The sequence below is a fragment of the Saccharopolyspora soli genome (genome assembly GCF_022678645.1).
GTDB lineage: Bacteria > Actinomycetota > Actinomycetes > Mycobacteriales > Pseudonocardiaceae > Saccharopolyspora > Saccharopolyspora soli.
In genome coordinates this window covers 129,505-151,914 of the sequence record NZ_JALBWV010000016.1, presented here as the reverse complement: position 1 = coordinate 151,914, position 22,410 = coordinate 129,505, and the positions used below count along the sequence as shown (strand labels likewise).

Genomic DNA, 22,410 nt, shown 5'->3' with positions numbered 1-22,410 from the left:
TGCCGCGATCATCACCGTCCGTCAACTCATCCAACGCGCCAGACCCCTCTACCGCTGGCACACACGCCCCACCACCCGACGCCTCAAATAACCCAATCGCCGGAGCCTCAAGCCGAGCTGCCCTTCTCGATGCGGAAGGCACTCGCCAGCCCACCGCGAGACCTGGCACATCTGCACGAGATCGAGCAGGTCGTGATCCTCACCCAGGAGAACCGCTCCTTCGATCACTACTTCGGGACAATGTCCGGGGTTCGCGGATTCGACGATCCGAACCTCCAGACGCTGCCCACCGGACGGTCGGTCTTCTACCAGCCGGACGCGTTCAACCAGGACGGGTACGTGCTGCCGTTCCACCTGGACACGACGAAGACCAACGCCGCCGCCATCCACGACCCCGATCACGGGTGGCCCTCGCAGCACAAAGCGTGGAACGGCGGCAAGATGGACAACTGGATTCCCTCGCAACGGGAAAGGGTCGCCGAATTCGGCCCGCTGACCATGGGCTACTACACCCGCAACGACCTACCGCTGCATTACGCGCTGGCCGACGCATTCACCATCTGCGACGCCTACCACTGCTCGGTGATGGGCCCGACGTGGCCCAACCGGCTGCACACCATGACAGGCACGATCGACCCGACCGGGGCGAACGGCGGCCCGAACGTCGCGACGAATGTGCTTCCCCCCAGTGGCGGCTTCACGTGGACGACCTACGCCGAGCGGCTCCAGGCTGCGGGGATCAGCTGGCGCAGCTACCAATCGCGTGTCTTCGGGGACGGCCCGGAGCTGGGGTGGTTCAAGCAGTTCCAGACCGCGCCCGTGGGCTCCCCGCTCTACGAGAACGGCATGAAGCTGAGGTCGAAGACCGCGGTCATGGACGACATCCGCAACGGCAACCTGCCCCAGGTCTCGTGGGTCCAATCAGAGGCCGACGAGCACCCGAGCGGTTTGCCCGCCGCGGGAGGCGAGTACATATACGACATCCTTGACGCGCTCGCTGCCACGCCGGATGTCTGGAACAAGACCGTCTTGTTCATCACCTACGACGAGAACGGCGGCTTCTTCGACCACGTCACCCCGCCGACGCCCCCGCCGGGCACTCCCGGGGAATACCTGACCGCAACGCTGCCCTCGCAGGCGGGCGGCATCGCAGGCCCAATCGGCCTGGGCTTCCGCGTCCCCACGTTCGTCATCTCCCCGTGGAGTCGGGGCGGCTGGGTCGCCAGCGAGACGTTCGACCACACCTCACTCCTGCGCTTCCTGGAGGCCCGATTCGGCGTGGACGAGCCGAACATCAGCGCCTGGCGGCGGCAGACGGTAGGTGACCTCACCTCGACGCTGCGCTTCCCGCGCCGCGACGCGCCGTTCCCCGAGCTGCCCGACCCGGCGCCCGTGGTGGCGCAGCAGAAGCAGGAAGTCGCCACCCTGCCGCCCCCGTCAGTACCTACCACCCAGTCCATGCCCCACCAGGAACCCGGCTCACGCCCCCACCTCTAGCCAGAGCGGCGGCGGGGCCCGAGGTAGGCCCCGCCGCCTAGGCATCACCAACATGCCACTGACAAGCCGCTGGTCAGCTGCGGGACCGTCGGCATGCAGCCCTGCCAGGAAGCGACGCGAGAAGCGCGACCGGGGCATTGACCAGGCCAGTTGCAGCTAGCCGGTATCCGGGAACTGCAGCCCGCGGTAGGCGCAACTGGTTGCTAGCGTCGAAGCGGAACGTGCGCTCAGCGGGCCATTCTCGATGGCGTCAATTCCACTACCAAGACAGGGGAATAGTCCAATGCGCACGAGTTCACGAGCAGTCGTCGGATTGGCCCTGGCCGCATCGCTCGCGCTGGGCATCGGTGGCGTCGCTTCGGCTGCCACGATCGACTCGGTGGGGACATTGCAGGCGGCCCACTCGGGCTCCCACGGGGGCACCGGCAGCCCCGACCACTCCGGCTCCAACTACAGCGGCGCCAACGGCCTGCCCGGTGGACAGCCGTGACGCCCTGTACAAGTGCGGGTCGCACCGGCTCCATCCCAGGATTCCGCTGGAACCGCAACGCTTTCCGGTCGTGGTCGTAGTCGGCGGTCGAATTAGGCCGTTCAGTCTTCGGCCCGATGGGTGACCGGCGCCTCCGTATATTCGGCCGGGAACTCGTACCAGCGTCGCCGCAGGCAGACGTACCGCACGTCGGCTTCCACGAGATGGACGAAGGCCGAGACGGTATCGGCCAGGCGTTGCTGTAGACCGGGCTGGGCCAGTTGCCCGTCTTCGGTGAATGCCTCGTAGGCACCGGCGAGGCTGAACATGTCGGGGTAGACCCGTGTTCCGAGGTGTTCCAGTGGGACTCTCAGCGCCCACAGCCCGCGATTGCCGCCCACCAGCGAGGGGGAGGCCGAGACGAGTAGCGCATGCTTGGTCTTGAACGGCTGCGGCGTGATGCGGGATACCCAGTCAATGGCGTTCTTGAGTACCCCGGGGACGGAGCCGTTGTACTCGGGGGAGGAGATGACGAAGGCATCGCAGCGTTGGATCCGGTCGCGCAGGGCCAGCGCTCCCTGGGGCGGGCCCTCGGCGGCCTCAACGTCCCCGTCGTACAGGGGCATGTCGAAGTCGTGCATGTGGCCGATGTCAACCTCGGCACCAGCGTGTGCGATCAGGCGAGCCGCGAGGGAGGCGAGCCGGGTGTTGATGGACCCCGCACGCAGCGCGGCACTGAAGACGAGCACCTGCACGGGCGGAAAATGAGCGTCCGTCGTCACGGTGTGGCCCTTCCGCGAGACGTGTGTGGTGTCAGTCTGCGCCGCCCTGACTTGCCCCGCGAGTCCGATCGTGGGCGTTCACGGGCCCGACGAGCATTGCTTCACCGACACTGCCGGTCATCGGATCTGCACCAGCGACAACCAAGGGAGCTCAAACCCACACCCCCGTCGCTAGCATCGTGCGAACCAGCCTGATCGCGTCGCTGGGCTCAGGTACGCCGGAACGGGGCCACTGAGGTCACAGTGGACGAGGTGTTGCTGTGGCGTCATCGCATGGACTAACGAGCGCCAACGTCTAGCTGCGCGGATAGCATCGGCGTCATGGCTCAGATCAATTTCAGCTCAAGCATCGGCGTGTGGTGGTCCAGCGACAGCTGGCCGATCCGCGACGTGCTCGCCCGCGCCCGCGAGATCGAGGAACTCGGCTACGGCTCGCTGTTCTACGGCGAGGCGTTCGGCAAGGAGTCGCTAACCCAGGCCAGCGCGCTGCTGGGCGCCACGGAGCGGCTCGTGGTCGGCACCGGCATCGCCAACATCCACTCCCGGGACGCCAGCGCCGCCGAATCCGGCTCCCGCACGCTCAGCGCGCTGTACCCCGGGCGGTTCGTGCTCGGCCTCGGCGTCAGCCACGCCCCGCTGGTGGAGAACAACGCAGGCACCTACACCAAGCCGTTGGCCACGATGCGTGAATACCTGCGCCGCATGGACGAGATGCCGGAGCAGATCGAGCCCGGTGCGCAGCGGCCCGCCCGGCTGCTGGCCGCGCTCGGGCCGAAGATGATCGAGCTGTCCGGCACCGCAGGCGACGGCGCGCACCCCTACCTGGTCACCCCGGAGCAGACCGCCCGCACTCGGGAACTGCTCGGGCCGGACAAGTGGGTGGTCAGCGAGCAAGCGGTGGCGCTGACCACCGACCGGGAGACCGGGCTGCGCCGAGCGCACCAGCACTTGCACATGTACTCGCAGCTGCCGAACTACCAGAAGTCCTGGCTGCGGCAAGGCTTCGACGAGTCCGACGTGGTCATCGGCGGCTCGGACAAGCTGGCCGAGCAGATGGTCGCGATCGGCGACGCCGAGGCGATCGCCGCACACGTGCGGCGGCATCTTGACGCGGGCGCCGATCACGTGGTGATCCAGGTCCTCGGCGACGATCGCGCTGAGGACCCGCTGCCCGCGCTGCGCGAGATCGCCCCCGGGCTGGGGCTGTAAGCCGCCGCACCGAGAGTCCGGACGCAAGCCCGCGGGGCGGTTCGCCCCCGCCCCGCTGACCGCTGCCTCGGATGGAGATGAACGCCCCGGCGATGAGGTCCGACGCCAGTCCTGGAGAAGACTGGAAATCGACTAATCTTCGCGCCACAGAGCCACCAACCAGGCATAGATTTCCGGTTGGCTCATCTCCGGGTGTTCGGCGACCACGGCGTCAGCCAGCCGCCTCGCCTCGTCCCGGCTCACACCACGCGACTCGGCCACCCGCAAGTACTCGCGTTCCGCGGCCGGTGGTCGGCCTCCGCCAGCTCCCCGACCTGGTAGCCCCGCACGCCAGTACTCCACTTCGGAGACACGTGTCGGCCGCCAACCCGGCACGCCGTCGACTTCGACGTCCGGCACGGGAAACGGATGAGCGGAGTCCGGTCCATAGCGTTCTCGCCACTTGGTGACCGCCGAGCGAGACACACCGAGACGCCCGGCTAGGCCGGACGCCCCGAGGTACTGCACTGGCCCCCTCATGACAGCACCGTCTGACCACACGCCTCGTCGACGCTGAACAGCTCCACCGCACCCCTCTAACGTTGTCTCCTTTGTTGACAAAGTTAGAGCGCCTCGCCGAACTATGTCAACAACGAGGACAATGTTTCTGGTTCGCTCGCGCAGCGGTTTTCGCCGATGTGGAAGGGACACGGTGGTCGGGTCAGGGGGTTTTGGTTGGTTCGAGGAGGTCGGGTTGGGTGGCTAGTGCTCGGAGGACTTGGTGGGGGTTGGGGACTAGGCGTCGGGTTGGGTGGTCGAGGATTCCCATGACCTGCTGGAGTTCCGCCGCTACTGTGCCGTCGTTGCGGATGAAGCCGTGGTGCATGGTGAAGGTCTTTCCCTCGCCGTAGCTCGGTTCGCAGGTCACCGTCACGTCCTCGCCCGCTCGCAGTTCGCGGAGGTAGCGAATTTCGGCCTGCAGGATGACCGGTGCTGTCTTGTTCGCCAGGAAGGTCTCGACCACTAGCCCCGCACGACGCAGGTATTCGATCCTGGCGTGGTCGGCCCAGTCGAAGTAGACCACGTGGTTCACGTGCCCGTTGAAGTCCGTCTCGTACTGGCGCACGGTCAGTTGCACGCTGAAGGTACTCATTTCAATCCGCTCTCCGCGCATTATGTGCGCTCTTTGTCGGAGAAAACCTCTGCCGACGGGTGTTCAACTGGACCATTGGCCGTGCAAGGGATCACGACCGGCCGTCGGCGGGACTGTCGTCGGTCATCCCTTGGGCGTCGAGGAGGACTTCCGCCGTCGTGGCGCACAGTCCGGCCAGCTTCTCGCCGTATCCGGCCGAGCGGATGACGGCTCCGTCGAAGAGCAACGTGAGCTGCTCGGCCAACGTTTCCGGATCCGCTGCGCCGCCGAGTTCGGCCAGGTGCCGAAAGCGGTTGGTGAACTCCTTCTTGAGGCGCGTGGCGACCTGGCTCGGCATGCGCTGGGGATCGTGCAACTCCGCTGCCGTGCTGACGTACGGGCAGCCCGCGTATCTCTCATTCGTCGAGTTCTTCTCCAGCTGTTGGAAGACGCGGATGAGGAGCGTTCTCGGCGACGCGCCGTGCGAATCTTCCGGGAAGTACAACTGGAGGTACCGCTGCGCGTACTCCTCCAGGCTGGCGACGACGAGGTCGTCCTTCGACGCGAACAGCTGGTACATCGATCGCTTCGACACGCCCGCCTTCCGGCACAACTGGTCCACGCCGACCGCGCCGATTCCTTCCCGGTAGAAGAGGTCTGCCGCGGTCTGCAGCAGGCGGGCACGACTGGGGTTGCCCTCGGGCGTCACGGTGTTCCCTTCCGTTGCACAGCTCAGCTGAAGGCCGGTTCGGCGTCCAGGAAACGGGAGACGTGGCTGACGAACAGCTCCGGGTACTGGAACAGCGAACCGTGCCCGGCATCCGGGTGCACGATCAGCTGCGCACGAGGAATGTGTTGCGCCAAGTGGTAGGAATTGATGGTCGGCACCATGATGTCGCGTCTTCCGTTGACCACGAGCGTCGGTTGGGTGATCCGCTGGAGCTCGGCGAACCGCTGCCCGCGCGCCTCACGCCAGTCGACGAGGGCTGCGATGTGCGCTCTCGTGGTCTGCTCGGAGACGGGCGGGTCGACCTCAGCGGTGCGCTGGTGCCGCCGCTTCCAGAACGCCTCCCCTGCTGCCTGGCTCGTCTCCGACGGCGCGAAGAACAGGAAGAGGAAGTCCTCCAGCGTGGACACCTCGTTCCTGGTCGCGACCGCCAGGGCATCGGGGTGCCGACCCTCCGCGTCACCGCCGCGCGGCTGCGTTCCCACCAGGACGAGTCGGCGGAGCAGTTCGCCGTGGCGCAGCGCGAATTCCTGCGCCACGTACCCGCCGAGCGAGAAGCCCAGCACGTCCACCCGCGGCAGGTTCATCGCCGTGACGAACTCGGCGACGTTGTCGGCCAACTCCTCGGCGGTCCCCGGCGTCTCGCCGCTGGAACTCGCCACGCCCGCGTTGTTGAACAGGATCACCGTCCGGTTCGCGGCGAGTCCGTCGGTCACCAGCGGATCCCAGTGATCCATGCCGCCCCGGAAGTGCTGCAGGAAGATCAGGGGTGTTCCGCTGCCCTTTCCGAACCGCCGGTAGGCATAGCGAACACCCTTCACCTCCAGGAACTCGGTAGGTGCACTGACGTGCGAAATATCCGGCATGACGCCCTCCTCAAGACCATTTCCCGGACCGCCTGCCACCAGGTGGACCGATCTCCCGCGTCGACCTCCCATGCACCGTACCAGCAGATGGAAACAGATCGGTACCCATCATCATGCGATAGGAGTCAGAGATCACTGGAATTCGATTTCCCGCCGCCGATGCAGGGGCGCGATGCGCCTGACCACAGGTTGCCGAGGACCTGAAGATCAGGCGATTTCGCGCGAAATCGGCAGTTCTACGGCTCGCGCCGGTCACGATTCTTCGACATCTCCTGCGCCAACCCGGCAACGCGAGCCAGGGCGCCGATTTGCGACCTACGGTTCATTTCAACCAGATTCCGGAAAAGGTCCGGATCTGCGTTGTCCCGTTTCAACGGGTGGCCGTTCTTGTTCGCCTGGTCTGATGAGGAGAATTGACGAAGCCAATTCCTGCGCTTGCCGACGCCGGGACTTCGCGCTGCCGCACGTGCCGATCGGGGCCGCGAAACCCGTCGCGACCTTGGCGCTGACCGGATGCCGGGCGTCAGTCGGGCCCGCGACTGGCGGCTTCCGCGGTTCAGAGCAGCAGATCGGTCCAGACGAGGTGGTGGTCCGAGGTGTCATTCAGGCGGGCGAGCTCATCGTCCGAGGTCGGCCAGAAGACACCGGCGCGCAGCGGGATCAGCGGCGCCGACGGCAGCACGTAGTCGACGCGGATGTTGCCGGGCGCTTCGTCGTTGAAGTCGGCGGTGTCGAAATACGGGATGCCGCGGTGGTTCTCGTTGGCACCGCCCTGCGTCCGGCTTGCCTCGACCGCTCCGGCGCTGCCCGGCAACGGATCGAGCACGCGCGGCGCGCCCAGGATCTGGCGGGCACCGGTGCTGTCGCCGTCCAGCGGATCCGAGTTCTGGTCACCTGCGATCACGAACCGGGCACCCGGCGCGAGGCCGCCGGAGTTGCCCGCGTCGTCGTAGGTGTACGCGCTGCGGCCCGGCGTGACGTAGTCCGCCCAGAAGCGGATTTCGTCCTGGTTGCGCAGCCCGTTGCGGTCCTCGGCGCCGTCGAAGGTCGGCGGTGTCGGGTGCGAGGTCAGGAAGTGCACGGTGCGGCCGTCGACGTCGATCGGCAGGTCCCAGTGCGACTTCGAGGACAACCGCAGGGACCGCAGTTCGTCCGGCGAGTACCAGTCCGCGGGCTGCGGCGTCGCCGGATCGTCCGGCAAGCGCGCGCCCGGCAGGTCGGCCCAGCGGAACAGCTGGAACGTGCGGACTTGGCCGATCGGGTACTTCGACAGCACCACCATGCCGTACTGGCCGGGGAACGCACCGAAGCCGTAGGCGTCGTTGCCGCCCCCGATGGTGCCGTCGTTGTCGAGGTCCATCCCGGATGGCACGCCGGTGTTCACGGGTGCGCTGTAGGCGTGCGGATACTCGATCGGGTCGGCGCCGCTTTGGCCCCGCGCGAGGTAGTTGACGCGGAAGGCATCGACCGCCGCGCCGCCCTCGACGTAGTCGAACTCGTTGAGCAGCAGGACATCCGGGCGCACCCGCTGCACGATCTCGGCCACCTCGCGGGCCTGCGGATCGTCCGGGGTGGACAGGTCCGCGAGCAGTTCGCCCTCGGTGGCTCGGTTCAGCGACGCGTTGAACGTCGCGAAGCGCACCGGCTCGGTCGCCGACGCAGTCGGTGTCACCAGTGCGGCGGCCACGGCCGCGACGGCGAGAACAGCACGCTTCACGACGTCTCCTCACATTCGCCGGTGGCGGGCACCTTTCCCCGAGGTGCCCACCACCTCGGGCATCAGGCGCGGTTGAGGTGCCCGTTGGCCGCGTCGAGGCGGTGCGCCATCAACGCGCCCTGCGCGGGTCGCTGCTGGGCGCGCTCCTCGCGGCTTTGGATCCCGTTCACACCTTCGGTGCTCTGCGAGTAGCCCTCGACGACTGTTGCCAGAGCCTTCGCGTTCCGCTCCAGGGCGACCCGGTCCACATTGGCCAGGTTGTCGCCAGCCGTGTGGTAGTTCGGGTCGAAGGCGATGCCCGCGGTGCCGCCCCACTTCGCCACCTGCGCGTCGGTCTTGACGACCTCGGCACCGGTGTTCAGCCCGCCAGAGGGGATGCCGACCGCGATGAACTCGCCGTAGTCCGATCGGCCGTCGAAGTCGTCACCCTCGACGGCGACGCCCTGCGCGGCCATCGCGGCGACGAAGTCCTGCTCGATCTGCGCCGAACCCTGCGGGCCCGGCCCGGCGCCGACACCGTCGGAGTCGTCACCGTCGTAGGCGAAGTAGCCCGCGTTCGGCGAGCCGATCATGTCGAAGTTCAGGTACAGGGCGATGTCGAGCTGCTGCTCGAAGGTCAGGCTCTGCACGTACTTCGTCGACCCGACCAGACCGGACTCCTCCGCACCCCAGAAGGCGAAGCGCACCGCGTTGTTGACCGCCGGGCTCCCGCCCATCCGCAGCGCCGTCTCCAGCAGGCCCGCGCTACCGGAGCCGTTGTCGTTGATGCCAGCGCCTTCGGGAACGCTGTCCAGGTGCGCGCCTGCCATCACGACGTTGTCGGGGCGGCCGGTTCGGGTCTGCGCGACGACGTTGCGGGTGGTGACGGTCTCCAGCCGGGCCTGGATGTCCAGCTTCACCTCGGCACCCGCCTGCCCGGCCAGCGCCTCGCCGACCTGCTTGGTGACCCCGGCGCTGGGAATCCGCGCGGCTTCGGGGTCGCCGAGCGTGCCGTTGAGCGGACCGTCCACGTTGTTGTAGATGATCACGCCAGCCGCACCGAGGTCGGCCGCCACCCGCTGCTTGTCGGCGAACGTGCACGAGCCGCGCTGGACCAGCACGACCGTTCCGGTGAGGTTCGTGCCGTCGTAGTCGGTGGCCTCGCAACCCGGCGTGTCGTCGACCGGGGCGACCGCCAGCGGTGCGGTGAGGCCGCCCGGCGGGGTGGCCGGGGAGTACTCCAGGACATCGCCCTCGGTCGGCTGACCGGCCACCGCCAGGCTGAACGAATCCAAGTAGTAAGCCTGGTAGGTGAATTCCGGTGTGGTGACGTCGAAGCCCGCGCCGCGCAGCTTGCCGACGACGTAGTCGACGCTCGCCTCGTAGCCCGGCAACCCGGATGCGCGGTTCCCGGCGTTCTGGTCGGCGATCCGCTGCAACGCGATCAGGTGACGGTTGACGGCGTCGCCGTTGATCTTCGAACCGAGATCGGGAGGCGCTGCGGTAGCCGGGATGGCGGTGCACAACGCGACCGCGCAGGTCGCGGCAAGGGCTGCCGCGGAGCGCTTGGGTGTGATGGTTCGCAAACTCATCGTGCTCCCCGCTTCGAGTGGATTCTTTGTTGGCAAGCCTTGAGAGGATCACTCTGCGAAGTCAAGCCTGGACGGAGAAGAGTTAAGAAGCAGGAACTCTTTCCCATTTTTCCCGCATTGTCCGGCTCCCAACGGTTTTCCGCACCGCGCGGTGCGGATCGCGGCGGGCTGACTACCGTCGAGGTCATGTACGCGATCTCGATCCGTGAGCCGGGCGAACCGGACGTGCTGGAATGGACCGAACATCCCGACCCGCGGCCGGGGCCGGGCGAGGTGCTCATCGACGTCGCCGCCAGCGCGGTCAACCGCGCTGACCTGAGCCAACGGGAGGGCAACTACCCGCCGCCGAAGGGCGCCAGCGAGATCCTCGGGCTGGAATGCTCCGGCACCATCGCCGAAATCGGCGCGGGCGTGGCGGATTGGCAGGTCGGCGACGAGGTTTGCGCGCTGCTCGCCGGTGGTGGTTACGCCGAACGGGTGGTTGTCCCCGCCGCGCAGGTGCTGCCCAAACCCGCCGGGGTGGACCTCGTGGAAGCGGCGGGATTACCCGAGGTCGGCTGCACCGTGTGGTCCAACGTCGTGCTGGAAGCCGGGCTCCAGAGTGGACAGCTGCTGCTGGTGCACGGCGGTGCCGGTGGCATCGGCACGTGCGCGATCCAGGTCGGCAAGGCGCTCGGCGCGCGGGTGGCGGCGACCGCCGGATCGGCCGCGAGTCGGCAGCTGTGCGCCGACCTGGGAGCGGATCCGGTCATCAACTACCGCGACGAGGACTTCGTCTCGATCGTCAAGGAGCACGGCGGGGCGAACGTCATCCTGGACAACATGGGCGCGTCCTATTTGGACCGCAACCTCTCGGCACTGGCTGCCGACGGGCACCTGGCCGTCATCGGTCTGCAGGGCGGCCGGAAGGCCGAGTTGGACATGGGCAAAATGCTGGTCAAGCGGCTGCGGATCTCGGTGCTCGGGTTGCGCGGGCGGCCGGTGGAGGGTCCGAACGGCAAGGCGGCGATCGTCGCAGCCGCGCGGCAGAAGCTGTGGCCGCTGGTCGAGGCGGGCGAGGTGCGGACGCTGGTGCACGAGCGGGTGCCGCTGCGCGAGGCGGCGCGAGCGCACGCGATGCTCGAAGCGGGCGACGTCCGGGGCAAGATCCTGCTGGTCCGCTGACGCCACCTGATCGGGTGCGAAATACCCGAGTGAGGGGCACCCTTTACCAACTTACTTGGTAAAGGGTGCCCCTCACTCATCACTCGATCGGGGGTGGGGCCGCCGCGGTTCCCGCGGTGGATGGAGCGGCTTTTCGGGGCGGAACGTCCGATGTCGTGCGGATCAAAGCCCTTGCCAGGGCAGGGAAAGCGCTAGGGAATTGATGGTGTTGCTGATCTCCTTCGGGAATCGGGAATCTTCGCCGGTGATAGCTTCTCCGCCATGGCCAATCGCACCACCGCGACGCTCGCCGCGGGCGTTCTTCTCGCCTGCGGCCTTGCCGTTCCGCAGGTAGCAACAGCCGCACCGGCGACACACTCGTGCTCGCGCTGGGTGAACATCGAATCGTTCTCCGACGCGCTCGACAAGACGAACTTCAACGGTGCCTACGTGGGCAACTTTTCGGCCCTGTCCGCCGCCCCGGACGGCGACATCCTCGCCCTGTCCGACCGCTCGGAGCTGTTCTCCCTCGACCGGACCACGAAACAGCCGGTGGATGTGGTGCCACTGGCCGACGAACAGGGCCGACCGCTGGACAGTGAAGGGCTCGCCATCGATCCGGACGGCACCCGGCTGATCACTTCCGAAGTCGAGCCGTCCGTGCGCCGCTACGCCCCGGACGGCACGCTGCTGGGCGATCTTCCGGTGCCGGACGTGCTGCGTGTCGCACCCGCGGGCCGCAGCACCGAGAACGCGACGTTCGAAGGGCTCACCCTCCAGCCAGGTGGCAGGACCCTGGTCGCCTCCATGGAGGATGCGCTCTCCGGTGACCAAGCCGATCTCGTGCGGTTCCAGACCTGGTCACGCGGAAGTGCCGGGTTCACGCTCGCGGACCAGTACGGTTACCAAGTCGATCAAGGGCTGGGCGTGGCCGAGGTGACCGCGGTCGGCGATGGTCGCCTGCTGGTGCTTGAGCGCGGGTTCACCGAGGGCGTCGGCAACACCATCCGCCTCTACCTCGCCGATCCGCACGGCGCGACGGACGTCACCGGCATCGATTCCCTGACCTCGTCGGACGCACGGCTGGTGCACAAGACCCCGCTCGTCGACCTGCAAGGCTGCCCAACGCTGGGGGCCACCGCGAAGCAGCCGCAGCCCAACCCCCTGCTCGACAACATCGAGGGCATGACCGTGCAGCACGAGGCGCCCGGCGGACGACTGCAAGTGCTGCTGGTCAGCGATGACAACGAGAACCCCGTGCAGACCACCCGGCTGTACTCGCTGGACATCAAACTTCCCCACCACTAGGAGGGTGCGCGGGTCGTCTTGCGCGGCGGTGCGGGTGGCGGCCGCAGCGGCAGGGTCGAGCGCAAGCCCGCCGCTGAGCGCGGGCTCGGTTGCTCAGTTGAGGTCGGCGACGGCTCGGACGAGTTGGTCGACTTCCGAGGCGTTGGTGTAGTGCGCCAAGCCGACTCGGACCGCGCCGCCGACCTCGCCCACACCGAGCACCGCGAACACCCCGTGCGTGCCGGGGTCCGCGAAGGCGCAGACCCCTCGCTCCGCTAGGTGCTCGACCGCGTCCACCGCCTTCACCCCGTTGACCGTGAACGCCATCGAGGGCACCCGGCGCATCGCATCGCCGATCACCATCACGTGGTGCATCCGCCGCAGCCCGTTGGTCAGGTTCGCCAGCAGCCCGGCCTGGTACGACTTCACCGAGCCCAGCGAGGTCAGCAGCCGCTCGCGGCGCGGCCCGACCGCCGAATCGTCCAGCCCCGCGAGGTAGTCCACCGACGCCACCAGCCCGGCCAGCAGCGGGTAGGCGTGCGGGCCGAGCTCCAGCCGCTCGGGTCCGCGCGCGCCGGACTCCAACGCCACCGACGGCAACTGGTCGAGCATCGCCGCGTCCCGGAACACCAGCGCACCCACCGGTGGCCCACCCCACGCCGAAGCGTTCACCGCCACCACGTCCGCGCCCATCGTGGTGATGTCCAACGGCACGAACGGCGCCGCGGCCGCAGCGTCCACCACGACCAACGCACCGTGCTCGGCCGCGGCCTCAGCCGCCGGGCGCACGTCCGGCCGAGTTCCGACCGCACCGGACGCGGCGGTGATCGCGACGACTTTCGTCCGCGGGGTGACCAACTCCTGGTACTGCCAGGTGGGCAACTCGCAGGTCTCGATGTCCACCTCGGCCCAGCGCACCGAGCCCCCGGAGCGCTGCGCCGCGCGCTGCCACGGCGCGACGTTGGACGGGTGGTCCAACCGGGAGACGACCACGTCGTCCCCGATCATCCAGCCGTCGCCGAGCGCGTCGGCGAGCCGTTGCAGCAGCACGGCCGAGTTCGGGCCGAGCACCACCCCGGCCGGATTCGCACCCACCAGGTCGGCAATAGCCCGACGAGCGGCTTCCACGATCGCCTCGGCGCGCTGCGACGCGGGGAAGATCCCGCCCGGACCGGATACCGGGGCTCGCAGCGCGGTGGACGCCGCGGTCGCCACTTGCTCAGGAACCTGCATGCCCGCCGGAGCGTCCAGGTGCACCCACCCGTCGCCGAGCGCGGGGAAGAGCCCGCGAACCGCTGCGACGTCGAACGCCATGTGGACACCGTACGGAGGAGGCGTCTCGATCTCGCTGCCGGGTGGTCGATATCGCATCACTCGCGCCGCATGTCGGCACACCGTCCTCAACGGGACTGTGACGTCAGGCACGCGGCGAGGCCGCTGGGCGATGGACTGCGGGTCCGCTCTGGGGGGACGACCTCGGCATGGTGTATGGACATGCATGATGTCGGGCATCCCGGACCGAGATGGCGACAGCAACTCCCGCAGGGGGCCGCTACCCGCATCGCCACGCAAAACGAGCTTGGAAGACCGGATTTGAGCCAGGATGGAGATATGAGCCACGATCAGAGTGAGGGCAGGCCGCAGGTGTTCGTGGTCGGCGAGGACGGCAAGCCGGTCGGGGCCGCGGGGCAGGCCGAGGACCTGCCGGAGCGCGGCGAGGACATCAACGACCTGGTCGAACAGCCCGCCAAGGTGATGCGCATCGGCACCATGATCAAGCAGCTGCTGGAGGAGGTCCGGGCGGCGCCGCTGGACGAGGCCAGCCGCAGCCGCCTCAAGGAGATCCACCAGTCCTCGATCCGCGAGCTGGAGCAGGGCCTGGCACCGGAACTCATCGAGGAGCTGGAGCGGCTGTCGCTGCCGTTCGCCCAGGACGAGACGCCCTCCGAATCGGAGCTGCGGATCGCCCAGGCTCAGCTGGTGGGCTGGTTGGAGGGCCTGTTCCACGGCTTGCAGACGGCGCTGTTCGCCCAGCAGATGGCGGCCCGCGCGCAACTGGAGCAGATGCGCCGCGGCCTGCCGATGGGCAGCAGTGGCGAAGCCGACACCAGCCAGCCCCGCAGCACCGGCCAGTACCTGTGACGCTCGTGCCTGCACAGGGCAGGTCGGGTACTGGGCGTTACGTGGTGCCTACGCCTGCGAGTCAAGCCCAAGGCCGGACGACGTCCCATCGATCGGTACGCTGACGCACTGTGCAGGCCACAAGCACGGTAGACAGACCACCAGCCCCGCCCGAGACCTCGTCGCAAACCTGGCAAAAAGCCTTCAAGGACATCCGCGACGCGCTCGGGCAGAGACAGCTGTGGGCGCACCTCGGCTGGCAGGACATCAAGCAGCGCTATCGACGCTCGGTCATCGGTCCGCTGTGGATCACCATCAGCATGGCCGTGACGTGCACCGCGCTCGGCCTGCTGTACTCGCAGCTGTTCAACATGAAGCTGGAACAGCACCTGCCGTACCTGGCGGTCGGCTTCATCATCTGGGGTTTCATCTCCAACTGCGTCAACGAAGGCGCCGAGGTCTTCATCTCGAACGAAGGGCTGATCAAGCAGCTGCCCTCGCCGGTGTCGATCCACGTGCTCCGGTTGTTGTGGCGGCAGGTGCTCTTCTTCGCGCACAACCTCGTCGTTTACTTCGTGCTGCTGTTGGTCTTCCCCAAACCGCTCACGCTGGCCTCGCTGCTCGCGATCCCGGCGTTCGCCGTGCTGGCGCTCAACGGCGCCTGGGTGATCCTCGTCGTGGGCACCATCTCGACCCGGTTCCGGGACATCCCACCGGTGACCCAGAGCGTCGTGCAGCTGATGTTCTTCATGACGCCGATCGTGTGGAATTACGACGAGTTCAGGGCGAACCCGGACCCGGCGATCGCGGAACGCGCCAAGCTCGCCGAGATCAACCCGTTCATGCACTTCCTGGAGATCATCCGGCAGCCGATGCTCGGCTCGCCGATCGTGTGGCACCACTGGTTGGTGGTCGGCGTGATCACCGTGGTGGGCTGGGTGTTGGCCCTGGTTGTCCTGCGCAATTACCGTTCCCGTGTCTCCTACTGGGTCTGAGTGAGGCCGAACAACCGTGGTCAGCATTGATGTCTGGAACGCAGCGGTCGACTTCCCGATCTTCGACGCGAAGTCCCGGTCGCTGAAGAAGGCCGTGCTCGGCAAGGCGGGCGGCAAGATCGGCACCGACAGCCGGGTGCCGATCATCGAGGCGCTGCACGACATCAACCTGTCGCTGCGGCACGGCGACCGGGTCGCCCTGGTCGGCCACAACGGCGCGGGGAAGTCCACCCTGCTGCGCCTGCTAAGCGGCATCTACGAGCCGACGCGCGGCAGCGCTCGGGTGGTCGGCAAGGTCGCGCCGGTGTTCGACCTCGGCGTGGGCATGGACCCGGAGATCTCCGGGTTCGAGAACATCATCATCCGCGGCCTGTTCCTCGGCATGACCCGCAAGGAGATGGAGAAGCGGATCGACGACATCGCCGAGTTCACCGAGCTCGGCGACTACCTGGCGATGCCGCTGCGCACCTACTCCACCGGTATGCGGGTACGGCTGGCGCTGGGCGTGGTGACCTCGATCGACCCGGAGATCCTGATCCTGGACGAGGGCATCGGCGCGGTGGACGCCGAGTTCCTGGAGAAGGCCCGCGACCGGCTCAACGACCTGGTCAAGCGGTCCGGCATCCTGGTCTTCGCCTCGCACTCCGACGAGTTCCTGATCGAGCTGTGCAGCACCGCCATCTGGATGGACAAGGGCGGGATGCGCGAGCAGGGCTCGCTGCGCGAGGTGCTGACCCACTACAAGGGGTATGACCCCTTCGAGCACCTGAGTGAGGAAACCCTGGCCCGGATCGGCGAGTCCGCGGCCTCGATCGGGAGCAGAGAAAGCTCATGAGCACCGACTCCGCACAGCAGCAACCTGGCGGGTCCGTAGTCGCGGTGATCGTCACCAGGCACCGTCGCGAGCTGCTGGCCGAGTCCCTGAAGGTCATCGCGAGCCAGACCCGGCTGCCGGACCACCTGGTGGTGGTCGACAACGGTCCGGACCAGCCCGCGCAGGACGTGGTGGCCGACTGCCCGATCCCCAGCACCTACCTGGTCTCGCAGCGCAACCTCGGCGGCGCCGGTGGTTTCGCGCTCGGCATGCTGCACGCGCTCTCGATCGGCGCGGAGTGGGTGTGGCTGGGCGACGACGACGGCCGCCCGGCCGACGAGCACGCGCTGGCGACGCTGCTGGACGTGGCGAAGAAGCGCCGGTTGGCCGCCGTGTCGCCGGTGGTGGTCAACATCGACACGCCGGACAAGCTGGCGTTCCCGCTGCGCCGCGGCCTGACCTGGAAGCGGCGGGTCAGCGAGCTCGGCGAGGGCGATTTCCTGCCGGGCATCGCGTCGCTGTTCAACGGCGCGCTGTTCCGCGCCTCGACGCTGGACGTGGTGGGCGTGCCGGACTACCGGCTGTTCTTCCGCGGCGACGAGGTGGAGGTGCACCGCCGGGTGGTGCGTTCCGGGCTGCCCTTCGGCACCACCCTGAAGACCCGGTTCCTGCACCCGGACGGCTCCGCGGAGTTCAAGCCGATGCTGGGCGGCCGGTTCCACGCCCAGGACCCCTCGGACGCGGTGAAGCGCTACTACACCTACCGCAACCGCGGCTACCTCCTGTCGCAGCCGGGAATGCGCAAGATCGGCGCGCTGGAGGTGCTCCGGTTCGGGCTGTACTTCGTGGGTCAGCGCCGCGATCCGAAGGCATTCAAGGAGTGGCTGCGATTGCTCCGGCAGGGCCAGCAGGAGAAGTTCTTCCGGCGCTGACCGAAATTGACGCGCGCGGGTCGTCCGGTGGCGGCCCGCGCGAATTGCCGTGCTGGGGTCCGTGGCGAGAACGCGCGGTTGGTTAATTTGCGCGGAAAGCGGCTTCGCCGCTGGTGTGCGACCCATGTGCGGTTAGTGCCTGTCTTTGATCTCGGGGATCCGGACCGAGAAGGCTTCTGAGGTTCCGCCACCCGCACCGCAACGCAAAACGAGTTCGAAGACAGTCTCTAGCGCGGGTGACCTGGCATTGGTAACTGTGCTGTCACGGGACACTTAGAACGGCCTGAGAGAAACCTGAGTTCGCAGCTCACGGCGTTAGCGATGGTGGCCATTTGCACACCTGCGGAATGCCGCGAAAGGGCCGGGACCAGCAACTACTATTCTCCAATCGTGCTCAGTGGCCAGGAAGAAAGCCGCCGAACGGTCGATGCTTCGGCGCACACCGAGACGATCCGTCGGCAACCGTCAGCCAAGCGGCTGAAGCTGTTCGCGTCGGTCCTGGGACTGCTCGGCACGGCGCTCGCCCTGGCGGTGCCGTTTCTTCCGGTCAACTACAACGTCACGACGCTGAAGTGGCCGACCGCAGAGGGCACCAAATCGGTGTCGGCGCCGCTGGTCAGCTACTCGCCGGTGTGGCTGCAAACCGATGTGCCGTGCGCGTCGGTGCGCAGCCTGGACGCCCGCACCAACGGTCCGGCGAACCTGCTGAGCACCAACCCACCGTCGTCGGACTACGGCAAGCTGACCGGGCTGACGCTGCAGGTCGACAACGGCCACCTGACGCTGCTGACCAAGGGCCAGCAGGTGGGCACGGTGCCGCTGCCCGCGGGCGACTGCTCGGTGTCGCTGCACTCCGACGCCTACGGCACCACTGCCAGCGTCGGTGACCAGTCGCTGGCGAACCTGCGCGGCGACCAGCGCCCGCAGCTGACCGGCATCTACTCCAGCCTGAACGACGGCATCGACGACGTGCGCGGCCTGTCCTTCGAGGCCCGCGTCGACAACCGCTACGAGAGCCAGGCGACGGAGCTCAAGATCGCGGTGATGGTGCTCGCCGTGGCCGCGTTCATCGGCTCGGTTATCTGCCTGCGGCGGCTGGACGTGCGGGCCGGGCGGCGCCCGCCGAAGCTGATCCCGAGCGGCTGGTGGAAGCCGACGTTCCGGGACGTCTCGGTGATCGGCGCGCTGCTCATCTGGTGGGTCATCGGCGCGATGACCTCGGACGACGGCTACATCCTGAACATCGCGCGGGCCCGCGAGAGCTTCGGCTACATCAGCAACTACTACCGCTGGTTCGGCGTTCCCGAGGCACCGTTCGGCTGGTTCTACGAGCTGTATTCGGTGTGGGTGCAGATTTCGACTTCGACGCCGTGGGTGCGGTTGCCCGCGCTGCTGATGGGCATCGTCAGCTGGCTGTTGATCAGCCGCGAGGTGCTGCCCCGGCTCGGCCAGCAGGTGCGGCGCAGCAACGCCGCCGGTTGGGCCGCGGCCGCGGTGTTCCTGGCGTTCTGGCTGCCCTACAACAACGGGTTGCGCCCCGAGCCGGTCGTGGTGCTGTTCTCGCTGCTGGCGCTGTGCGCGGTCGAGCGGTCGGTGGCCACCGGACGGCTGATGCCCGCCGCGCTCGGGCTGGTCGTCGCGGCGCTGTCGGTGGGCGCGAACCCGCACGGCATGGTGTCCGTGCTGCCCTACATCGCCGCGCTGAAGCCGCTGTTCCGGCTGCTGCGCAAGCGGGCGCAGGAATTCGGTTGGCTGCCGATACTGGCACCGATCGCGGCTTCCGGGTTCGTGATCCTGACGCTGGTGTTCTCCGACCAGACCTGGCAGTCGATCATGGACGCCACCGAACTGCGCACCGAGATCGGCCCGAGCCAGAGCTGGTACGAGGAGCTCAGCCGGTACAACCTGCTGTTCAGCCAGACGCCGGACGGCTCGATGACCCGTCGGTTCCCGGTGCTGCTGGTGATGCTGTGCCTGGCGACCTGCGCGGTGGTGCTGCTGCGGCGCGGGCGGATCCGGGGCGCCGCGCTCGGCCCGAGCCGACGGCTGCTCGCGATCACCGCGCTGTCGTTCGTGGTGCTCGTGCTGACCCCCACCAAGTGGTCCCACCACTTCGGCATCTTCGCCGCGTTCGGCGGCGCGCTGGCGGCGCTGACCGCGCTGGCGACCAGCAGCACCGTCTTGCGGTCCAAACGCAACCGCGCGGCGTTCTTCGCGATGCTGATGGTGATCCTGGCGTTCGCCGCGACCGGGCCGAACGCCTGGTGGTACGTCTCGGGCTGGGGCGTGCCCTGGTACAACATGCCGCCGCAGATCAACGGACACCACCTGAGCACGGTGTTCCTGATCATCGCCGGGATCGCGCTGATCGTGGCGTTCATCGAGCACCTGCGCATCGACGAGAACAACCCGAAGGTGGTCGACGAGCGCTTCGGGCGCGAGGAGAAGCGCAGTCGGGCGTTGCGGCTGGGCACGGCGCCGCTGTCGATCCTGTGCGCGCTGCTGGTGCTGTTCGAGCTGGCCAACTTCGGCAAGGTCATCCAGAAGCAGTGGGGCAGCTACAGCCTCGGCGCGGACAACATCAAGCAGATCGTCGGTTCCAGCTGCGGGCTGTCGGACTACGTCTACGTCGAGACCAACCCGCAGGTCGGCATGCTCCGGGTGTCCGGCACCCAGCCGGGCACGGCTGCGCCGTCGGAGGACAAGGAGATCGGGATCCCGCCCAAGCGGCTGGAGGGCAAGGAGGACGCCGACCAGTACATGCGGGCCAAGATGGTCGGGTTCAACCGGCCCGGCCTGCCGCCCGGCGACGGCTCCGACCCGGAGGAACCGGACTGGAAGCCGCCGCACCAGTTCGGCAACGACAACGCACCGGTGTGGGGTAGCTACGACGCCGCCGGTATCGGCACCGGTGAGCTGCGCACCCAGTGGTACGACCTGCCGGAGCGGGCGCGCAACGGCGAGGTGCCGGTGGTCCTGTCGCTGGCCGGTTCCGAGCTGGGCGCGAACTCGGTGGCACTGGAGTTCGGCCACGACACCGACCACGGTTTCCTGATCACCGAGCGCAAGTACGTGGTGCAGCAGCCGGGACCGGCGTGGCGGGACTTCCGGTTCACCCTCGGCGGCAAGTCCGAAGGCGCCACCAAGATGCGGGTGGTGGCCACCGACAACGCGCTGGGCCCGAACGGCTGGGTCGCGGTCAGCGCACCGCGCGCGCCGCAGCTGGTGAACATGACCGACTTCGTCGGCGACCAGCCGACGTTCGTGGAGTGGACCGCCGCGTTGGTGAACCCGTGCCTGCAACTGCCGGGCGTGCACAACGGCATCGCCGAGATCCCGAAGTTCCGGGTGGCGGCCGGGGCCGAGGTGCGCGACATCGGGCAGGGCTGGTCGTCGCCGGACGCGGGCGGGCCGTTCGGTTGGCTCAACGTGGCGACCAGCATGCGGGAGCTGCCGACGTACCTGAAGAACAACATCCACCGGGACTGGGGTTCGCTGTACGCGGTCGACCCGTACGAGCCGGACGCGCTGCCCGCGCAGTCGGCGATGGACGTGCACGAGGAGACCCACTGGGGCACGTGGACGCCGGGCCCGACGCCGAAGACGGTCCAGCTGCCGGGCGACGTGCCGAGCTCGGACGACCGCAACGACGTCAAGGGCTTCGAACCCAACGAGGAAGACGACGACTCCCAGCAGTAGGGAGTGGCGGGTGCGCCGCGCGAACTACTCGGCGTAGGTCTCCACGGCGTGGGCGATCCAGCCAGCGGTGCGCGCGATCACGAAGATGGCCTCGCCCGCGCCCTCGGTCATGCCGTGGACGAAGCACAGGGCGCCGAGGGCGAACTCGACGTTCGGTTCGAGGTTGCGGCGGCGATGGACGAGGTCGGTGGCCGCTTCGACGATGGCCAGGCGTTCCCGGTCCGCCGGGGCTTCGGCCAGCATCTTGAGCAGGGTGGCGGCGCGGGGATCGGCGCCACGGTAGCGGGGCTGGCCGAAGCCGGACAGGCGGTCGCCGCGCAGGAGGCGCTGTTCGAGGACCCGCGACACCGAGTCCGGTGACGTGATGTCGCCGAGCCATGCCTGCACCGCGAGGGACGAGCCGCCGCCCAGCAGGAGTCCACTCGCGACACTCATGCCAGCTAGCACGGCCGAGTAAGGATCGGCCGCCGTGGCCGCCGCTTCGCGGACGGCTCGCGTGGAGGGCCCCAGTCCGTGGTCGGCGAGCAGCACCAGCGCCGCCGACAGCACCGCGATCCCCTCCGGCGTGGCGGGCTCGGCGGTGAGCCGACCCCACAACCGGTCGGCGATGGACTGGCCGGGGCCGTCGGCCGCGCCCTGCTGCGGGAGGGACGCCACGAAGGCGGGCGCGAGCGTGCGCGCGGCCGAGAGCACCGAAGGCGCGGTCAGGTCGTACCGGAACGAGTCGCGCGCGCCGAGCAACATCGTCGTCACCTTCAGCCGGTCGAGCGGCAGGCTGGTGGGCGGCATGCTGTCCTGCAGGCGGTGGATCGCGGTCACCAGCTCCGGGTCGAGCTCGGTCGCGGGGGCCGCGCCAGGCTGTTCCCACAGGAGTTCGGCCACCTCTTCGTAGGACACCGTCCGGGCCAGTTCGACGGCGTCCCGTTCGCGGTAGAGCAGGGTGTCGCCGTCGATGCGGGCCACGGAGGTCACGGCCTCCTGCTCGGCGGGTTCGTCCTCGCGGATCAGCGTTCGCGTGCCCTTGCGCTGCCCGAAGCCCTCGACCTCGCTGCGGGACAGCCAGCTCCGCCGGTCTCGGGGCAGCCGCCGACGCTTCAGCAGACCACGGCTGATGTAGGCGTAAACCGTGCTCTGCTTGACGCCGAGGACGTCGGCTGCCTCGGCGATCGACAAGACCTCCGCGCGATCGCCCAACGACTGGCTCCCCTCCCCCAAACCGAGTGTTGATTTTCGTCGAGTCTAGAGATTGTTTCAGCCACGGTTTGCGCAGCGGTGCGGGTAGCGGAACCTCAGCGGCCGCCTCGCTGTGGGATCCCCGACATCATGAATGCCAGCCAATTCGCCACGTCGTGGCTGTCCTCGCGAGGCGACCGCTGAGAACCCGCGGCGGTGCCAGCTGAGTCCCACACCGCAAGCGGCTACGCCGCTTACAAGACGGACTCAGAGATCGCCAACTCGGCTGCCCGCGAC

The 22,410-nt window shown here is 68.1% G+C and carries 19 protein-coding genes; 10 read left to right on the top strand and 9 right to left on the bottom strand.

Annotated features, from left to right (window positions below; genetic code table 11):
• Positions 1–129 precede the first annotated feature (129 nt).
• Positions 130–1,497, top strand: coding sequence for an alkaline phosphatase family protein (locus tag MOQ72_RS14875; protein WP_242184071.1), 1,368 nt, complete (start codon positions 130–132; stop codon positions 1,495–1,497).
• 283 nt (positions 1,498–1,780) lie between these two features.
• Positions 1,781–1,987 (top strand): hypothetical protein, encoded by a 207-nt coding sequence (locus tag MOQ72_RS14870; RefSeq protein ID WP_242184070.1) that lies wholly within the window; start codon positions 1,781–1,783, stop codon positions 1,985–1,987.
• Positions 1,988–2,088: 101 nt separating this feature from the next.
• Here the strand turns inward: MOQ72_RS14870 and MOQ72_RS14865 are convergent, their stop codons facing one another.
• On the bottom strand, positions 2,089–2,748 hold the full coding sequence (locus MOQ72_RS14865; protein WP_242184069.1) for an NADPH-dependent FMN reductase: 660 nt from the start codon (positions 2,746–2,748) through the stop codon (positions 2,089–2,091).
• 321 nt (positions 2,749–3,069) lie between these two features.
• Between MOQ72_RS14865 and MOQ72_RS14860 the strand changes: the two genes are divergently transcribed.
• Complete coding sequence (locus MOQ72_RS14860; RefSeq protein ID WP_242184068.1) at positions 3,070–3,957, top strand: LLM class F420-dependent oxidoreductase; 888 nt, start codon at positions 3,070–3,072, stop codon at positions 3,955–3,957.
• Positions 3,958–4,089: 132 nt separating this feature from the next.
• On the opposite strand, the gene MOQ72_RS14855 is transcribed toward MOQ72_RS14860, so the two are convergent.
• From MOQ72_RS14855 to MOQ72_RS14830, 6 genes are all read right to left on the bottom strand, one after another.
• The gene (locus MOQ72_RS14855) at positions 4,090–4,476 is read right to left on the bottom strand and encodes a hypothetical protein (RefSeq protein ID WP_242184067.1); all 387 of its coding nucleotides are present in this window, start codon (positions 4,474–4,476) and stop codon (positions 4,090–4,092) included.
• A 181-nt stretch (positions 4,477–4,657) separates the two neighbouring features.
• The gene (locus MOQ72_RS14850; protein ID WP_242184065.1) at positions 4,658–5,089 is read right to left on the bottom strand and encodes an acyl-CoA thioesterase; all 432 of its coding nucleotides are present in this window, start codon (positions 5,087–5,089) and stop codon (positions 4,658–4,660) included.
• Positions 5,090–5,180: 91 nt separating this feature from the next.
• Complete coding sequence (locus MOQ72_RS14845) at positions 5,181–5,777, bottom strand: TetR/AcrR family transcriptional regulator (protein ID WP_242184063.1); 597 nt, start codon at positions 5,775–5,777, stop codon at positions 5,181–5,183.
• Positions 5,778–5,800: 23 nt separating this feature from the next.
• Positions 5,801–6,661 carry an alpha/beta fold hydrolase gene (locus tag MOQ72_RS14840; RefSeq protein ID WP_242184062.1) on the bottom strand — a complete coding sequence of 287 codons (861 nt, stop codon included), beginning with the start codon at positions 6,659–6,661 and terminating at the stop codon, positions 5,801–5,803.
• Positions 6,662–7,217: 556 nt separating this feature from the next.
• Entirely contained in the window at positions 7,218–8,378 is a 1,161-nt protein-coding gene (locus tag MOQ72_RS14835) for an endonuclease/exonuclease/phosphatase family protein (protein WP_372495374.1), read from the bottom strand.
• A 62-nt stretch (positions 8,379–8,440) separates the two neighbouring features.
• Positions 8,441–9,949, bottom strand: a complete 1,509-nt coding sequence (locus MOQ72_RS14830) for a M28 family metallopeptidase (RefSeq protein ID WP_242184061.1) — start codon at positions 9,947–9,949, stop codon at positions 8,441–8,443.
• 186 nt (positions 9,950–10,135) lie between these two features.
• Between MOQ72_RS14830 and MOQ72_RS14825 the strand changes: the two genes are divergently transcribed.
• A complete protein-coding gene (locus MOQ72_RS14825; RefSeq protein WP_242184060.1) occupies positions 10,136–11,113 on the top strand; it encodes an NAD(P)H-quinone oxidoreductase in 978 nt (325 codons plus the stop codon).
• A 261-nt stretch (positions 11,114–11,374) separates the two neighbouring features.
• Positions 11,375–12,400, top strand: coding sequence for an esterase-like activity of phytase family protein (locus tag MOQ72_RS14820; RefSeq protein ID WP_242184048.1), 1,026 nt, complete (start codon positions 11,375–11,377; stop codon positions 12,398–12,400).
• A gap of 93 nt (positions 12,401–12,493) precedes the next feature.
• Here MOQ72_RS14820 and MOQ72_RS14815 read toward each other — a convergent pair whose 3' ends face one another.
• Positions 12,494–13,693, bottom strand: a complete 1,200-nt coding sequence (locus MOQ72_RS14815) for a cysteine desulfurase-like protein (RefSeq protein ID WP_242184047.1) — start codon at positions 13,691–13,693, stop codon at positions 12,494–12,496.
• A 297-nt stretch (positions 13,694–13,990) separates the two neighbouring features.
• On the opposite strand from MOQ72_RS14815, the gene MOQ72_RS14810 reads away from it, so the two are divergent.
• The 5 genes from MOQ72_RS14810 to MOQ72_RS14790 all read left to right on the top strand — a co-directional run bounded on the left by MOQ72_RS14810 (position 13,991) and on the right by MOQ72_RS14790 (position 20,940).
• Entirely contained in the window at positions 13,991–14,521 is a 531-nt protein-coding gene (locus MOQ72_RS14810) for a bacterial proteasome activator family protein (RefSeq protein ID WP_242184045.1), read from the top strand.
• Between the two features lie 110 nt (positions 14,522–14,631).
• A complete protein-coding gene (wzm, locus tag MOQ72_RS14805; protein WP_242184042.1) occupies positions 14,632–15,495 on the top strand; it encodes a galactan export ABC transporter permease subunit Wzm/RfbD in 864 nt (287 codons plus the stop codon).
• 16 nt (positions 15,496–15,511) lie between these two features.
• On the top strand, positions 15,512–16,330 hold the full coding sequence (wzt, locus tag MOQ72_RS14800; RefSeq protein ID WP_242184040.1) for a galactan export ABC transporter ATP-binding subunit Wzt/RfbE: 819 nt from the start codon (positions 15,512–15,514) through the stop codon (positions 16,328–16,330).
• Entirely contained in the window at positions 16,327–17,241 is a 915-nt protein-coding gene (gene glfT1, locus MOQ72_RS14795) for a galactofuranosyltransferase GlfT1 (protein WP_242184038.1), read from the top strand. Before wzt ends, glfT1 begins: the two co-directional genes overlap by 4 nt.
• 390 nt (positions 17,242–17,631) lie before the next feature.
• Entirely contained in the window at positions 17,632–20,940 is a 3,309-nt protein-coding gene (locus MOQ72_RS14790; protein WP_372495373.1) for an arabinosyltransferase domain-containing protein, read from the top strand.
• Between the two features lie 24 nt (positions 20,941–20,964).
• Here the strand turns inward: MOQ72_RS14790 and MOQ72_RS14785 are convergent, their stop codons facing one another.
• Positions 20,965–22,134, bottom strand: a complete 1,170-nt coding sequence (locus MOQ72_RS14785; RefSeq protein WP_242184037.1) for a citrate/2-methylcitrate synthase — start codon at positions 22,132–22,134, stop codon at positions 20,965–20,967.
• Between the last annotated feature and the right edge of the window lie 276 nt (positions 22,135–22,410).

Bases quoted from the DNA above. Each gene is read 5' to 3' on its own strand.
- MOQ72_RS14855 (WP_242184067.1), bottom strand. From the start codon at position 4,476: ATGAGGGGGCCAGTGCAGTACCTCGGGGCGTCCGGCCTAGCCGGGCGT.
- glfT1 (WP_242184038.1), top strand. From the start codon at position 16,327: ATGAGCACCGACTCCGCACAGCAGCAACCTGGCGGGTCCGTAGTCGCG.
- MOQ72_RS14875 (WP_242184071.1), top strand. From the start codon at position 130: ATGCGGAAGGCACTCGCCAGCCCACCGCGAGACCTGGCACATCTGCAC.
- MOQ72_RS14870 (WP_242184070.1), top strand. From the start codon at position 1,781: ATGCGCACGAGTTCACGAGCAGTCGTCGGATTGGCCCTGGCCGCATCG.
- MOQ72_RS14815 (WP_242184047.1), bottom strand. From the start codon at position 13,693: ATGGCGTTCGACGTCGCAGCGGTTCGCGGGCTCTTCCCCGCGCTCGGC.
- MOQ72_RS14825 (WP_242184060.1), top strand. From the start codon at position 10,136: ATGTACGCGATCTCGATCCGTGAGCCGGGCGAACCGGACGTGCTGGAA.
- MOQ72_RS14860 (WP_242184068.1), top strand. From the start codon at position 3,070: ATGGCTCAGATCAATTTCAGCTCAAGCATCGGCGTGTGGTGGTCCAGC.
- MOQ72_RS14820 (WP_242184048.1), top strand. From the start codon at position 11,375: ATGGCCAATCGCACCACCGCGACGCTCGCCGCGGGCGTTCTTCTCGCC.
- MOQ72_RS14840 (WP_242184062.1), bottom strand. From the start codon at position 6,661: ATGCCGGATATTTCGCACGTCAGTGCACCTACCGAGTTCCTGGAGGTG.
- MOQ72_RS14850 (WP_242184065.1), bottom strand. From the start codon at position 5,089: ATGAGTACCTTCAGCGTGCAACTGACCGTGCGCCAGTACGAGACGGAC.
- MOQ72_RS14830 (WP_242184061.1), bottom strand. From the start codon at position 9,949: ATGAGTTTGCGAACCATCACACCCAAGCGCTCCGCGGCAGCCCTTGCC.
- MOQ72_RS14810 (WP_242184045.1), top strand. From the start codon at position 13,991: ATGAGCCACGATCAGAGTGAGGGCAGGCCGCAGGTGTTCGTGGTCGGC.